Genomic DNA, 12,382 nt, shown 5'->3' with positions numbered 1-12,382 from the left:
CCCCGCCGCGGGGCGGGGGCTCGGCAGGTGTCAGGAGGTCGTCAGGACCAGGCGGCCGCGGGTGCCCGGTTCGGCCAGTTCGGCGTGGGCCTTCGCGGCGTCGGCCAGGGGGAACGTGCGGGCCACCCGCAGGGTGAGGGCGCCCTCGTCGACCAGGGCCGACAGCTCCGCCAGGTGCGCGCCGTCGGCGGCGACCTCCTGCTCGACCACCGTGATCCCGCGCTCGGCGGCCGGGCCGGCGTGCGGGCGCAGGCCCACGTAGACACCGCCGTCGCGGACGAAGCCGAGCGCCTCCTCGCCGAGGACCGCCGCGTCGATCACCCCGTCGACCGGCTCGGCCGGGGCCCCGCCGCGCGGGACGAACGCGGTCGCGCCCAGCGACCGTACGAGCTCCTCGTCCCCCTCGCCGGCCAGGGCCGTCACCGCCAGCCCGGCCCGCGCCGCGAGCTGCACCGCGAGCCCGCCGACGATGCCCGCGGCCCCGGTGACCAGCACCGAGGAGCCCGGCGCCAGGTCCAGCAGCCGCACCGCCCGCCCGGCGGTGAGCCCGCTCAGCGGCAGCGCCGCGGCGGCCGCGGTGTCCGCGGTGGCCGGGGCGGGGGCCAGGGCCGAGGCGTCGAGGACCGCGTACTCGGCGTGCGTGCCGAGCGGCTTGACCGGGCCGTAGTGCAGGCCGATCACCTGCCGGCCCACCGACCAGCCGGTGACCCCTTCGCCGAGCTCGTCGATCTCGCCGGCCACGTCCCAGCCGAGCCCGAGCCGCTGCCCGGCGCCGCCGAAGACGCCCACGCGGACCGCGCCGTCCACCGGGTTGACCCCCGCGGCCCGGACCCGGACCCGGACCTGGCCGGCCCCGGGGCGCGGCACCGGCACCTCGACGATGCGCACCTGCTCGGGGCCGCCGAACTCGTCGACGACGATCGCCTGCATGGTGGGGGTGGTGTTCTCGCTCATGGTCCGTCTCCCGTTTCGTTCGCTCGTTCGTTCGCTCGTTCCTTGTGAGCACTAACTTAGGGAGAGGTACTCTCTTTCCGTAAGTACGTACTTCGGAGTGCGTACCCGACCCGGAAGTGGGTACCCATGGCCACGCTCAGCGCCGCCGCCCGCCGCGAAGAGGCGCGCTACGCCTACGACGCCTTCCTCAAGGAATGCCCCACCAGCCAGCTCCTGGCCCGCATCAGCGACAAGTGGGTCGGCCTGATCGTCAGCGCCCTGGGCAAGGCCGAGGGCGGCTCCATGCGCTACAGCGACCTCGGCCGCAAGATCCCAGGCGTCAGCCAGAAGATGCTGACCCAGACCCTGCGCTCCCTCGAACGCGACGGCCTCGTCACCCGCACCGTCACCGCGACCGTCCCCGTCCGCGTCGACTACCGCCTCACCGAGCTCGGCGCCGGCCTCGGCGCCCTGCTGTACTCGGTGAAGCTGTGGGCCGAGGACCACTTCGACGAGGTCAGCGCCCACCGCGCCGCCTACGACGAAGCCGCCGGGACCGCGTAATTCCCCCGCACCGGCACGCCCCGCAATGGCATGCTGGCAGCGTGAACGGACCCGGCATTCAACTCACCCTCGCCCCCGCACTGCGCCTGTTCGCCCCGCCCAGCAGGCGGGCCGAGCGCGTGCCGACCGCGATCGACGGCGCCTCCAGCCTCGGCCACGTCGTCGAATCGGCCGGGGTCCCGCTCACCGAGGTCGGCCGACTCCTGGTCGACGGCCGCGAGGTGCCCGTCTCGTACGTGCCGCGCGCCGGACAGTCCGTCGAGGTGTACGGCGTCGAGCGCCCGCAGCGCGTCGACGGCGCACCGCTGCGCTTCCTGCTCGACGTCCACCTCGGCACCCTCGCCCGCCGCCTGCGCCTGCTCGGCGTGGACGCCGCGTACGAGAACGAGGACATCGGCGACCCCGCCCTCGCCACCCGCTCCGCCGACGAGCAGCGCGTCCTGCTCTCCCGCGACCGCGGACTGCTGCGCCGCCGGGAGATCTTCGCCGGCGCCTACATCTACAGCGACAACCCCGACGAGCAACTGCGCGACGTCCTGGGCCGCTTCGCACCCGCCCTCGCCCCGTGGACCCGCTGCACCGCCTGCAACGGGGCGCTGCGCGACGCCGACAAGGAAAGCGTCGGCGACCGCCTGGAGAGCGGGACGCACCGCTCGTACGACGTGTTCGCGCAGTGCACGGCGTGCGAGCGGGTCTACTGGCGCGGCGCCCACCACGCCCGCCTGCAGCGCATCGTCAGCGAGGCGGTCGAGGAGTTCGGGGCGGTGGGCAGGCACTAGGCCTGGCGGACATCCCTGTCGGAGCGTCAGAAGGCGTAGCTGTCCCCGGTGTCCAGTGCCAGCACCGCGTGCTGGTTGTTTGACAGGTTCCGGTCGGACGCCCCGCCGTTCCACCAGGTGTCGATCCGGACCACCACCTCCGGGACCGGCTCCTTCAGCGCCAGCAGCAGCCCGATGTGCCGGCCGTACCCGTGCATCGGCAGCGGCCCGGTCTCGCACACCACCTCGCGGGAGCCCACCCGCACACAGCCCGTTGAGAGCTCCTGCCGGTCCGCGAGCTCGGCCGACAGCCGCACCCGTACCGTCGCGTCGGGCAGCGCGGCCGGCCCGTCGTTCTGCGGCACCAGCCACACGCGCAGCTGCCCGCGCTCCAGGGACACCCGCCCGTGGTAGGCCACATCGGCCTCGTCTGGGCCGGGCGCGACCTCCTGCGCGGGCGGCTCCTGCGCGGGCTCGTGCCTGTACCCCTGCGCGGGCGGCTCCTGTGCAAGGGCCGGCCGGCCCTGGACCCCGGCGGTGCCGCCCAGCACCAGCAGGCCCGCCACCACCACACTTCGTACGGCGCAACGGCGCACCGCCACCACCTCCTCCTTCACGCGCGGACGCTAACCGCGCCGGCCCGCGACCGGTCGGACCATCACACGAACGAGGGCAAGCCCTCCCCCAACCGGCCCCTGCGTACCCTTCGCCGCATGCTGATCGCCCGCTCCGCCGCCCTGTTCGCCCTCGCCGCCGTCCTGGAGATCGGCGGCGCCTGGCTCGTCTGGCAGGGCCTGCGCGAACACCGCGGCTGGGCCTGGATCGGCGCCGGCGTGATCGCCCTCGGCCTGTACGGCTTCGTGGCCACGCTCCAGCCCCAGGGCGACTTCGCCCGCGTCCTGGCCGCCTACGGCGGTGTCTTCGTCGCCGGCTCCCTGCTCTGGGGCGTCGTCGCCGACGGCTACCGCCCCGACCGCTGGGACGTCGCCGGCGCTCTCGTCTGCCTCGCCGGAATGGCCGTGATCATGTACGCGCCGCGCGGCCGCTGACCCCGCCTATGCTGGCGAGTACCCGCCGGTACGCACACACGTACCCACGCCCCGCACCCACGCCCGCCAGCGCGCGGCACGACCGCACGAGGAGCCCCCACATGAGCACGGCCACCCGCACCGCCGTAGTCACCGGCGCCAGCAGCGGCATCGGCGCCGCCACCGCCCGGCAGCTCGCGGAGGCCGGCTACCACGTCGTCCTCACCGCCCGCCGCAAGGACCGCATCGAGGCCCTCGCCGCCGAGCTCACCGCCGCCGGGCACTCCGCCGCCGCACACGCCCTCGACGTCACCGACCGGGCCGCGGTCGACGCCCTCGCGGCCTCCCTCGACCGCTGCGACGTCCTGGTCAACAACGCGGGCGGCGCGATCGGCGCCGAGCCGGTGGCCACCGGCGACCCCGCCGACTGGCGCACGATGTACGAGGTCAACGTCATCGGCACCCTCAACGTCACCCAGGCCCTGCTGCCCGCCCTGACCGCCTCCGGCGACGGCACCGTCGTGGTCCTCTCCTCCACCGCCGGACACGCCACGTACGAGGGCGGCGCCGGCTACGTCGCCGCCAAGAACGGCGCCCGCGTCCTGGCCGAGACCCTCCGCCTGGAGATCGTCGGCCAGCCCGTCCGCGTCATCGAGATCGCCCCCGGCATGGTCAAGACCGAGGAGTTCGCCACCACCCGCTTCCGCGGCGACACCGACAAGGCCGCCAAGGTGTACGCGGGCGTGGCCGAGCCGCTGACCGCCGACGACGTGGCCGACACCATCACCTGGGCCGTCACCCGGCCCAGCCACGTCAACATCGACCTCCTCGTGGTCCGCCCCCGGGCCCAGGCCTCGAACACGAAGGTCCACCGCGAGCTGTAAGCCGCCCGCCCCTGTCACGACTGCGGGACGATCCCGGCCGCCTTCAGGTGCGGCATGAGGGCCGCGGGCTTCAGGCCCGCGGCCTTCGCCGCGTCCAGGGCCCGTTGCAGGTCCGCGCCCAGCGTCGGCGTGAAGTGCAGCAGCACGATGTCGCCGGGCTTCAGCTGCGGGGTCGGCGGGGTCCGGTCCCAGGTGGTGAAGTCGTGCGTCCACGTCACCAGCGCCTTCACCCCGCACGCCTTCGCCGCCAGCCGCACGTCGTCGTCCACCGCCCCGTACGGCGGCCGCAGCAGCTTCGGCTCCCGCCCGAACGCGGCGGCGAGCCGCTCCCCCGCCCCGCAGATCTCGGCGTCCTTCCCGGCGGCGTCGAGGGTGGTGAGGTCGGGGTGGTTGACCGTGTGGTTCTCGACGGTGGCCCGCCCCTCGTCGACGAGCCGGGTGAAGTACCCGGTGTCGTACGAGGCCGCGCCGGGCAGCAGGAACATCGACACGGGAACCCGCCGGTCGACGAGGGTCTGCGCGACCGCCGGATCGTGCACCCACCCGTCGTCGACGGTGATGAAGACGACCTTCTCCTGCGTCGGCACGTGCGACACGACGACGGGCAACCCGACCCCGGCCTGCGCCGACCCGGCGGCCCCCAGGCCAAGCGACAACGACGCGAGCGCGGCGAGAAGCACGCGGGATCTCCACATGCCGCCAACCTTGGTCTAGACCATCCTTCGCCGCCAATACCCCGGACTGACAGTGCGGCGCGAAATGCCGCCAAGAGGAGGGCAGTTGGACGGCACCGGCCCCCGGCGGCGCGCGGGTCGCGTCCGTACGGGTGATGCCGAGCGGTTTCCGCACGGGCGGGACTACGCTCCAGGAGCATGAGCCGCGAAAAGGAGGAAGCCATGGCCGTGACACAGCACGAGACGACGATCGCGGAGGCCGCCGATCGCCTCTCCAAGGAGCTTCCCGGACACCGAGTGGAGATCCTCCAGGGAAGGCTCACTGCGACACCACCCGCCGACGGGTCGCACGCCCTCACGTTGAGCGGGCTCACCGAGAGGTTCTACGAGGCCGGGGCCAGGAAGGCCGGACTGCGTTACCTCCAGGGCATCGGCATCTGGCTGCCGACCGGCCCCGCGGACTACGCCATCCCGGATTTCGCACTCGTGAACGCGGACTTCCGCGACTACAAGGGCCGGATGAACTGCTACTCGCCCGACGTCTTCCAGCTGATCGTCGAGGTCACCTCGTCGAACTGGTCGGACGACATCCACATCAAGGTCGGGGCCTACGCCCAGGCCGGCGTGCCCGTGTACATCATCGCCGACCGCCATCACGACGAGGTCGTCCACTGCTCCGACCCGCGCAACGGCACGTACAGCCTGCGCAAGACCTACAAGCGCGGCACCTCCGTCCCCGTCCCCGAACACCTCGGGGTCGCCCTGGAGCTGCCGGTGGACCTTCTCCTGGACGGCGAGGAGAACTGACACCACACGGAGGAGCTCCGGACCGAGACCGGTCCGGAGCTCCTCCGCTCCCCCGAAATCCGCGCCCCGGGCCTCAGCCCTTGACGCAGATGACCTGCTTGAGCTTGGCCACGACCTCGACCAGGTCGGTCTGCTGGTCGATGACCTGCTCGATGGACTTGTACGCGCCCGGGATCTCGTCGACCACACCCGAGTCCTTGCGGCACTCCACGCCCCTGGTCTGCTCCGCCAGGTCCCGCGCCGAGAACCGCTTCTTCGCCGCCGTGCGGCTCATCTTCCGGCCCGCTCCGTGCGAGGCGGAGTTGAAGGACTTCTCGTTGCCGAGCCCCTTCACGATGTACGAACCCGTGCCCATCGAGCCCGGGATGATCCCGTACTCGCCGCCGCCGGCGCGGATCGCGCCCTTGCGGGTGACCAGCAGGTCCATGCCCTCGTAGCGCTCCTCGGCCACGTAGTTGTGGTGGCAGTTGATCTCCTGCGCGAAGGAGACCTTCGCCTTGCGGAACTCCCGCCGGACGACCTCCTTGAACAGGCTCATCATCACCTTGCGGTTGTACTTGGCGTACTCTTGCGCCCAGAAGAGGTCGTTGCGGTACGCCTCCATCTCGGGCGTCGCCGCGAGGAAGACCGCGAGGTCCCGGTCGACCAGGCCCTGGTTGTGGGAGAGCCCCCGGGCCACCCCGATGTGGTGCGAGGCGAGCTCGTTGCCGATGCCCCGGGACCCGGAGTGCAGCATCAGCCAGACCGAACCCGACTCGTCCAAACAGAATTCGATGAAGTGGTTGCCACTTCCGAGCGTTCCGAGCTGCTTCGTGGCACGTTCGTGTCGGAATTTGACCGCATCGGCGAGGTAGTCGAACCGCTGCCACAGGTCCCCGTACCCCGTCGCCCCGAACCCGTACAGCCGCCCCGGATCCACCGCCTCCCGGTGCATCCCCATGCCCACCGGGATCGCCTGCTCGATGCGGGAGCGGAGCTTGGACAGGTCGCCGGGGAGGTCGTTGGCGGTGAGGGAGGTCTTCACCGCCGACATGCCGCAGCCGATGTCGACGCCGACCGCCGCCGGGCAGATCGCGTCCTTCATCGCGATCACCGAGCCGACGGTGGCCCCCTTGCCGTAGTGGACGTCCGGCATCACGGCCAGGCCCTTGATCCACGGGAGGGTCGCGGTGTTGCGGAGCTGCTGCATCGCCTGCTCCTCCACCGACGCCGGATCGGCCCACATCCGGATCGGGACCCGCGCCCCCGGTACCTCTACGTACGACATACGGTCTTAATCCCCCGAAACCCACAGAAAAATCAGAATAGGCAAAAACCCTCGCTCACAGCCCCAAACCAGACAGGGAACCGGCGCCGGCACCAACGTGTGCGATAGACATTGTGTCCAGCCGCGTCCAAAGCGCGGCAACGCATTTTTCCTGACCGCCGACCCCCGGCCGGTCGAAGGGAGCCAGTGGACGTGCAGCGCAAGGCGGCGGTACGGCGAGCCCTGCCGGGCATCGCGATGCTCACCGCGCTCGTGGCCGGCGTGGCCGGCCTGACCGGGTGCACCAGCGGGAACGGCAGCCGGAGCAGCACCGACTCCAAGGCCGGCGACAGCTCCCCCGCGCCCGCCCCGGCCGGGAAGTACCGCAGCCTGCCCGCGCCCTGCAAGGCCGCCGACGCCAAGCGCCTGAAGGCCATGCTCCCGGCCGCGGCCGGCCTCACCGACGAGCAGCGCACGCAGTTGTACGCGGGCACGGCGGACACCTCGTACGACGCCGACCGGCACGTGGGCTGCCGCTGGACCGCGCAGACCCCCGAGGAGACGCGGCTGCTGTCGGTCGGCTTCGAGCGGGTGGTGTCGTACGACCGGACGGCCATGAGCGACGACGACAAGGCGCGCCAGGTCTACGTCCGCCGGCTGACCGATGCGCACCTGCCGTTCCCCGGCCCCACCGCGAGCCCGACCCCGACCCCGGCCCCGGGCGGCGGCACCCCGGCCGCGACCCCGCCCGCGCCGAGCGGGGGCGGCGCCCAGGCGGCCACCCCGCCCGCCGCCGGCGCCGCCACCGCGCCAGCCCCCGGCACCGGCAGCCCCGCGCCCACGCCCGAGCTGGGCTCGCGCGTCCTCGAAGGGCTCGGCAGCGAGGCGTACCTCGAGGACAAGCTGAGTCCGGCCGGCGCCAGCGCCGCGCAGTCGCGGACGGTCAGGGTGGTGTTCCGCACGTCGAACGTCATCGTCACCGTCGAGTACAGCGTGCAGCCCTCGCTGCCCGGCACCGTCCCGCCCGCCACCGAAAACCAGGAGAAGGTGCGGCAGTTGGCGCAGGCGCTCGTCGAGCGGTTCAACGACTGACGCCGGGGCCCGCACGGGCCCCGGCGTGACGGCGCGCACAGCAGGCGCGCGCCGGGTCGGGCTACCGTTGCACGGGTCCCGCAACCGAACAGCGTCCGCACCGCGTCCGTCCACTGAACGCGCCCCACAACGTACTGACTGAAGGAACCATGCACCGATCAGCCTCGCGCCTCACCCGTGTGCTCGCCTGCGCCGCCGTCGTACCGGTGATATTCGCCGCCGCCGGATGCTCGTCCGACTCGGACAAGGGCAAGGGCTCGGGCTCCGACGGCAGCAAGAAGGCCGGCGCGTCGGCGTCCGCCAAGCCGAACGGGAAGTCGTCGGCCCCCCTGGAGAAGGCGGCCTACGCGACGCTCCCCGACCCGTGCAAGGCGCTCCAGGCGAAGACCATCGAGACGATCGTCCCGGAGGCCAAGGAGAAGAACGGCACGGCGACGAAGTCGAACGACCTGACCAGCCGGGCCAGCTGCTCCTGGAACGGGCTGGACGAGGACGGCCTGAAGGGCTCGCAGTACCGCTGGCTGTCGGTCTCGCTGGTCCGCTACGACTCGCACACCTCGCTCGGCAGCGCCAACAAGCGCGCCGAGGACCAGTACAACAAGCAGATCGAGCAGGCGAAGGCCACCGAGGGTGCACAGAACGTGAAGCCCGAGGCGGCCGGCGGGATCGGCGACGCGGGCACCTCGATCGTCTACAGCGTGAAGAAGGACGTGGACTTCTTCAACACGACGATCGTCGCGCGCACCCAGAACGTGGTCGTCACCCTTGACTACAACGGCGCCGCCTACGAGGGCGCGGGCGCTCCTGACCAGGCCAAGCTGCTCGAGGCCGCGATCTCCGCGGCGAAGGAGGTCGTCGGCTCGGTCGACGCCGCCAACCAGCAGCAGAAGCAGCCCGAGGCGTCGGCGTCCCCCTCGCAGCAGTAGGACACGGCGCTACCGGGGGCCTTACTGGAGGCTGACATTCAGTCACCCGTACAGTCACCCGTACGCTGTGCCTGCCGTAGCTCGACAAGGGGAGGGGATCGCGGGTGGCCGCGATGCAGCTGACTCGTACGCACCGGATACTCATCGGCGTCGTGGTCGCGGGTGCCGTGGTCATCGCGGGCATCGGCTTCGCGGGCTCGTACGCCGCCGTGCGCGCGCTGGCCGAGAAGAAGGGCTTCGGCACCTTCTCGCTGGTGTTCCCGATCGGCATCGACGCCGGCATCTGTGTGCTGCTGGCACTGGACCTGCTGCTGACGTGGATCCGGATCCCGTTCCCGCTGCTGCGGCAGACGGCGTGGCTGCTGACCGCGGCGACGATCGCGTTCAACGGCGCGGCCGCCTGGCCGGACCCGCTGGGTGTCGGCATGCACGCCGTGATCCCGGTGCTGTTCGTGGTCGCGGTGGAGGCGGCGCGGCACGCGGTGGGCCGGATCGCGGACATCACCGCGGACCGGCACATGGAGGGCGTGCGGATCACGCGCTGGCTGCTGTCGCCGGTGCCCACGTTCAAGCTGTGGCGCCGGATGAAGCTGTGGGAGCTGCGCTCGTACGAGCAGGCCGTCGGCATGGAGCAGGACCGGCTGATCTACCAGGCGCGGCTCCAGGCCCGGTACGGGCGGGCGTGGCGGCGCAAGGCCCCTGTGGAGGCGCTGATGCCGCTGCGGCTGGCCCGGATCGGCGTACCGCTGTCGCAGACGGCCCCGGAGGGGCTGGCGGCGGCGGGCATCGAGCCGGCGCTGCTGCCGCCGGGGGGAGCGGGGACGGCGGCTTCGGTCGGGGCCTCGGCCTCGGCTTCCGCTCCGGTGCTGGAGGCGGGCGCGGCGGGCCCGGCGGCGCAGGTCCAGGCACAAGCCCAGGTTCAGGCCCAGGCGCAGGCCCAGGTTCAGGCCCAGGCGCAGGCACTGGCGCTGGGGCTCACCCCCGAGCAGGCCAAGGCGCTGGGCCTGACCCCCGAGCAGGCCGCGGCGCAGGCGCAGGCCCTGGCCGCGGCGGCCGGGATGCCCGGTGCGCCGCTCCCGGGGCCGGGCCAGCACACCGCGCCGGCGTTCGCGGTGGAGCCGACCGCCATGCCGGCGGCGCACGACAGCGCCTGGTTCGCCGCGCCGCTGGCCCCGCAGGCCGCGTACGAGGGCGGCTACAACCCGCAGTACGTCGAGGGCCTGGAGCCGACACCGGTGATGCCGCCGTCGGGTCCGGAGCTGCCGCAGGACGAGGCCGTCGTACCGCCGCAGCTGCACCGGCAGGCCCAGGCCGCGCAGGAGGACCAGGCTGGGGCCGGGGCGGAGCCGGAGGTCGTGGACGAGGTGAAGTTCGCCGAGGCCGCGTACGAGGTCTTCCGTGCCTACATCGACGAGTACGGCGGCTTCCCCAACCCGGAGCAGCTGGACATACACCTCGCCGACCGCCTCGGGATCGTGCACCCGCGCAGCGCGTCGACGCTGCGGCGGCTGATGCCGGACCTGAAGCAGCGCTACCAGCGCGACCTGGAGAACGAGCACATCGCGTAACGCAGCACGCCGCAGGCACGCGGCGCGGCGCGGCGCGCACAGCATGCGGAAGGGCCCGCACCCCGAGGGGTGCGGGCCCTTCCGCATGGCCGGGGCCGCTCAGGCGGCTCAGGCGGCGAGCAGCTTGCGCACGCGGTCCGCCCCGACCGCCAGCAGCAGCGTGGGCAGGCGCGGGCCGGTCTCCCGGGTGACGAGCAGGCGGTAGAGCAGCGCGAAGAAGGAACGCTGGGCGACCTTCAGCTCGGGCGTCGGCTTGGCGTCGGGCTCCAGGCCGGCCATCACCTTCGGGACGCCGTAGACGAGGGTGGTGAGCCCGTCCAGCGACCAGTGCGAGTCCAGGCCCTCCAGGAGCAGCTCCAGGGAGCGGCGGCCCTCCTCGTCGAGGGAGGCGAGCAGCTCGGTGTCGGGCTCCTCGCGGACCAGGGTGCGCTGGTCGGCCGGGACCTGGGTGGTGATCCAGTTCTCGGCGCGGTCCAGGCGGGGGCGCACCTCGTCGAGGGAGGTGAGCGGCTGGGTCGGGTCCAGTTCGGTCAGGATGCGCAGGGTCTGCTCGTCGTGGCCGGCGGTGATGTCGACGACGGAGGCGAGGGTGCGGTACGGCAGGGGGCGCGGGGTGCGCGGCAGCTCGTGCGAGGCGACGCGGACGGCGCGGGAGTGCGCGGCGGCGTCGGCGGGGAGCGCGGAGCCGTCGGCGACCTTGGCCTCCAGCTTGTCCCACTCGTCGTAGAGCCGCTGGATCTCCTGGTCGAAGGCGATCTTGAAGCTCTGGTTGGGCTTGCGGCGGGCGTACAGCCAGCGCAGGAGCTGCGGCTCCATGATCTTCAGCGCGTCGCCCGGGGTGGGGACGCCGCCCTTGCTGGAGGACATCTTGGCCATGCCGCTGATGCCGACGAAGGCGTACATGGGGCCGATCGGCTGCTCGGCGCCGAAGAGGTGCACGATCTGCCCGCCGACCTGGAAGGAGGAGCCCGGCGAGGAGTGGTCGACGCCGGAGGGCTCGAAGATCACGCCCTCGTAGGCCCAGCGCATCGGCCAGTCGACCTTCCAGACCAGCTTGCCGCGGTTGAACTCCGACAGCTTGACGGTCTCGGTGAACTCGTCCTCGGTGCAGACGTAGGTCATCTCGGTCGTCTCGTCGTCGTACGAGGTGACCTTGGTGAAGTCCTTGTTGCACTCCCCACAGTACGGCTTGTACGGGAAGTACTCCGAGCCCTCGGCGCTGCCGTCGTCCTCGCTCGCCGCGCCGGAGCCCTCGGCGGCCTCCAGCTCGGCCTCGTCGACCGGCTTCTGCTGGGGCTTCTTGCCCGGCTTCTGCTTGGTGCGGTACTGGGCCAGGACGGCGTCGATGTCGCCGCGGTGCTTCATCGCGTGCAGGACCTGCTCGCGGTAGGCGCCGGCGAGGTACTGCTCGGTCTGGCTGATGGGGTCGTACTCGACGCCCAGCTCGGCCAGGGCCTCGACCATGGCGGCCTTGAAGTGCTCGGCCCAGTTCGGGTACTCGGAGCCCTCGGGGGCGGGCACGGCGGTCAGCGGGCGGCCGATGTGCTGGGCGTGGGACTCCTCGGTGACGCCGGGGATGCCCTTGGGGACCTTGCGGTAGCGGTCGTAGTCGTCCCAGGAGATCACGTGCCGGACCTCGTGGCCGCGGCGGCGGATCTCGTCCGCGACCAGGTGCGGGGTCATGACCTCGCGGAGGTTGCCCAGGTGGATGGGACCGGAGGGGGAGAGTCCGGACGCGACGACGACGGCTTTGCCCGGGGCTCGGCGCTCCGCCTCGGCGATGACCTCGTCCGCGAAACGGGAGACCCAGTCGGTCTCGATGCTGCTCTGGGCGCTCTGAGCCACGACACGTCCTTCTATCTCGAATGCTGCCTTCAGCCATTCTCCCAGACGGAAGCGGGC

At 72.3% G+C, this 12,382-nt stretch carries 13 protein-coding genes; 8 read left to right on the top strand and 5 right to left on the bottom strand.

Features of this window, described 5'->3' with window-relative positions; genetic code table 11:
- Positions 1-30: 30 nt before the first annotated feature.
- Complete coding sequence (locus AB0F11_RS19400) at positions 31-930, bottom strand: NADP-dependent oxidoreductase (RefSeq protein ID WP_362175094.1); 900 nt, start codon at positions 928-930, stop codon at positions 31-33.
- Positions 931-1,080: 150 nt separating this feature from the next.
- On the opposite strand from AB0F11_RS19400, the gene AB0F11_RS19395 reads away from it, so the two are divergent.
- Positions 1,081-1,497 carry a helix-turn-helix domain-containing protein gene (locus AB0F11_RS19395; protein WP_362174936.1) on the top strand — a complete coding sequence of 139 codons (417 nt, stop codon included), beginning with the start codon at positions 1,081-1,083 and terminating at the stop codon, positions 1,495-1,497.
- A 41-nt stretch (positions 1,498-1,538) separates the two neighbouring features.
- A complete protein-coding gene (locus AB0F11_RS19390) occupies positions 1,539-2,276 on the top strand; it encodes a Mut7-C RNAse domain-containing protein (RefSeq protein ID WP_362174934.1) in 738 nt (245 codons plus the stop codon).
- A gap of 26 nt (positions 2,277-2,302) precedes the next feature.
- On the opposite strand, the gene AB0F11_RS19385 is transcribed toward AB0F11_RS19390, so the two are convergent.
- Positions 2,303-2,872 carry a hypothetical protein gene (locus tag AB0F11_RS19385; protein ID WP_362174932.1) on the bottom strand — a complete coding sequence of 190 codons (570 nt, stop codon included), beginning with the start codon at positions 2,870-2,872 and terminating at the stop codon, positions 2,303-2,305.
- Between the two features lie 96 nt (positions 2,873-2,968).
- Between AB0F11_RS19385 and AB0F11_RS19380 the strand changes: the two genes are divergently transcribed.
- Both AB0F11_RS19380 and AB0F11_RS19375 read left to right on the top strand, forming a co-directional pair.
- Positions 2,969-3,304 (top strand): YnfA family protein, encoded by a 336-nt coding sequence (locus AB0F11_RS19380; RefSeq protein WP_362174929.1) that lies wholly within the window; start codon positions 2,969-2,971, stop codon positions 3,302-3,304.
- A 101-nt stretch (positions 3,305-3,405) separates the two neighbouring features.
- Entirely contained in the window at positions 3,406-4,167 is a 762-nt protein-coding gene (locus AB0F11_RS19375) for an SDR family NAD(P)-dependent oxidoreductase (RefSeq protein WP_361909748.1), read from the top strand.
- A gap of 14 nt (positions 4,168-4,181) precedes the next feature.
- Here AB0F11_RS19375 and AB0F11_RS19370 read toward each other — a convergent pair whose 3' ends face one another.
- Positions 4,182-4,862 carry a polysaccharide deacetylase family protein gene (locus tag AB0F11_RS19370; RefSeq protein WP_362174926.1) on the bottom strand — a complete coding sequence of 227 codons (681 nt, stop codon included), beginning with the start codon at positions 4,860-4,862 and terminating at the stop codon, positions 4,182-4,184.
- Between the two features lie 201 nt (positions 4,863-5,063).
- Between AB0F11_RS19370 and AB0F11_RS19365 the strand changes: the two genes are divergently transcribed.
- Entirely contained in the window at positions 5,064-5,648 is a 585-nt protein-coding gene (locus AB0F11_RS19365) for a Uma2 family endonuclease (RefSeq protein ID WP_362174923.1), read from the top strand.
- A gap of 73 nt (positions 5,649-5,721) precedes the next feature.
- Here the strand turns inward: AB0F11_RS19365 and AB0F11_RS19360 are convergent, their stop codons facing one another.
- Positions 5,722-6,915 (bottom strand): RtcB family protein, encoded by a 1,194-nt coding sequence (locus AB0F11_RS19360; protein WP_362174920.1) that lies wholly within the window; start codon positions 6,913-6,915, stop codon positions 5,722-5,724.
- 192 nt (positions 6,916-7,107) lie between these two features.
- Here AB0F11_RS19360 and AB0F11_RS19355 point away from each other — a divergent pair, with 192 nt between their 5' ends.
- The 3 genes from AB0F11_RS19355 (at position 7,108) to AB0F11_RS19345 (ending at position 10,480) form a co-directional block, all read left to right on the top strand.
- Positions 7,108-7,986 carry a DUF3558 domain-containing protein gene (locus tag AB0F11_RS19355; protein WP_362174917.1) on the top strand — a complete coding sequence of 293 codons (879 nt, stop codon included), beginning with the start codon at positions 7,108-7,110 and terminating at the stop codon, positions 7,984-7,986.
- A 149-nt stretch (positions 7,987-8,135) separates the two neighbouring features.
- Complete coding sequence (locus AB0F11_RS19350) at positions 8,136-8,912, top strand: DUF3558 domain-containing protein (protein WP_362174915.1); 777 nt, start codon at positions 8,136-8,138, stop codon at positions 8,910-8,912.
- A gap of 104 nt (positions 8,913-9,016) precedes the next feature.
- Positions 9,017-10,480, top strand: coding sequence for a DUF2637 domain-containing protein (locus AB0F11_RS19345; protein ID WP_362174912.1), 1,464 nt, complete (start codon positions 9,017-9,019; stop codon positions 10,478-10,480).
- Positions 10,481-10,588: 108 nt separating this feature from the next.
- On the opposite strand, the gene lysS is transcribed toward AB0F11_RS19345, so the two are convergent.
- On the bottom strand, positions 10,589-12,325 hold the full coding sequence (gene lysS, locus AB0F11_RS19340) for a lysine--tRNA ligase (RefSeq protein WP_362174909.1): 1,737 nt from the start codon (positions 12,323-12,325) through the stop codon (positions 10,589-10,591).
- Positions 12,326-12,382 lie beyond the last annotated feature (57 nt).

It is taken from the genome of Streptomyces sp. NPDC032472, assembly GCF_040636955.1.
Lineage (GTDB): Bacteria > Actinomycetota > Actinomycetes > Streptomycetales > Streptomycetaceae > Streptomyces.
This window is presented reverse-complemented; position numbering and strand designations above follow the sequence as displayed.

What these genes read in the sequence shown, in the direction of transcription:
- AB0F11_RS19400 (WP_362175094.1), bottom strand. Translation starts at nt 930, where the DNA reads ATGCAGGCGATCGTCGTCGACGAGTTCGGCGGCCCCGAGCAGGTGCGC.
- AB0F11_RS19395 (WP_362174936.1), top strand. Translation starts at nt 1,081, where the DNA reads ATGGCCACGCTCAGCGCCGCCGCCCGCCGCGAAGAGGCGCGCTACGCC.
- AB0F11_RS19380 (WP_362174929.1), top strand. Translation starts at nt 2,969, where the DNA reads ATGCTGATCGCCCGCTCCGCCGCCCTGTTCGCCCTCGCCGCCGTCCTG.
- AB0F11_RS19375 (WP_361909748.1), top strand. Translation starts at nt 3,406, where the DNA reads ATGAGCACGGCCACCCGCACCGCCGTAGTCACCGGCGCCAGCAGCGGC.
- AB0F11_RS19370 (WP_362174926.1), bottom strand. Translation starts at nt 4,862, where the DNA reads ATGTGGAGATCCCGCGTGCTTCTCGCCGCGCTCGCGTCGTTGTCGCTT.
- AB0F11_RS19365 (WP_362174923.1), top strand. Translation starts at nt 5,064, where the DNA reads ATGGCCGTGACACAGCACGAGACGACGATCGCGGAGGCCGCCGATCGC.
- AB0F11_RS19360 (WP_362174920.1), bottom strand. Translation starts at nt 6,915, where the DNA reads ATGTCGTACGTAGAGGTACCGGGGGCGCGGGTCCCGATCCGGATGTGG.
- AB0F11_RS19350 (WP_362174915.1), top strand. Translation starts at nt 8,136, where the DNA reads ATGCACCGATCAGCCTCGCGCCTCACCCGTGTGCTCGCCTGCGCCGCC.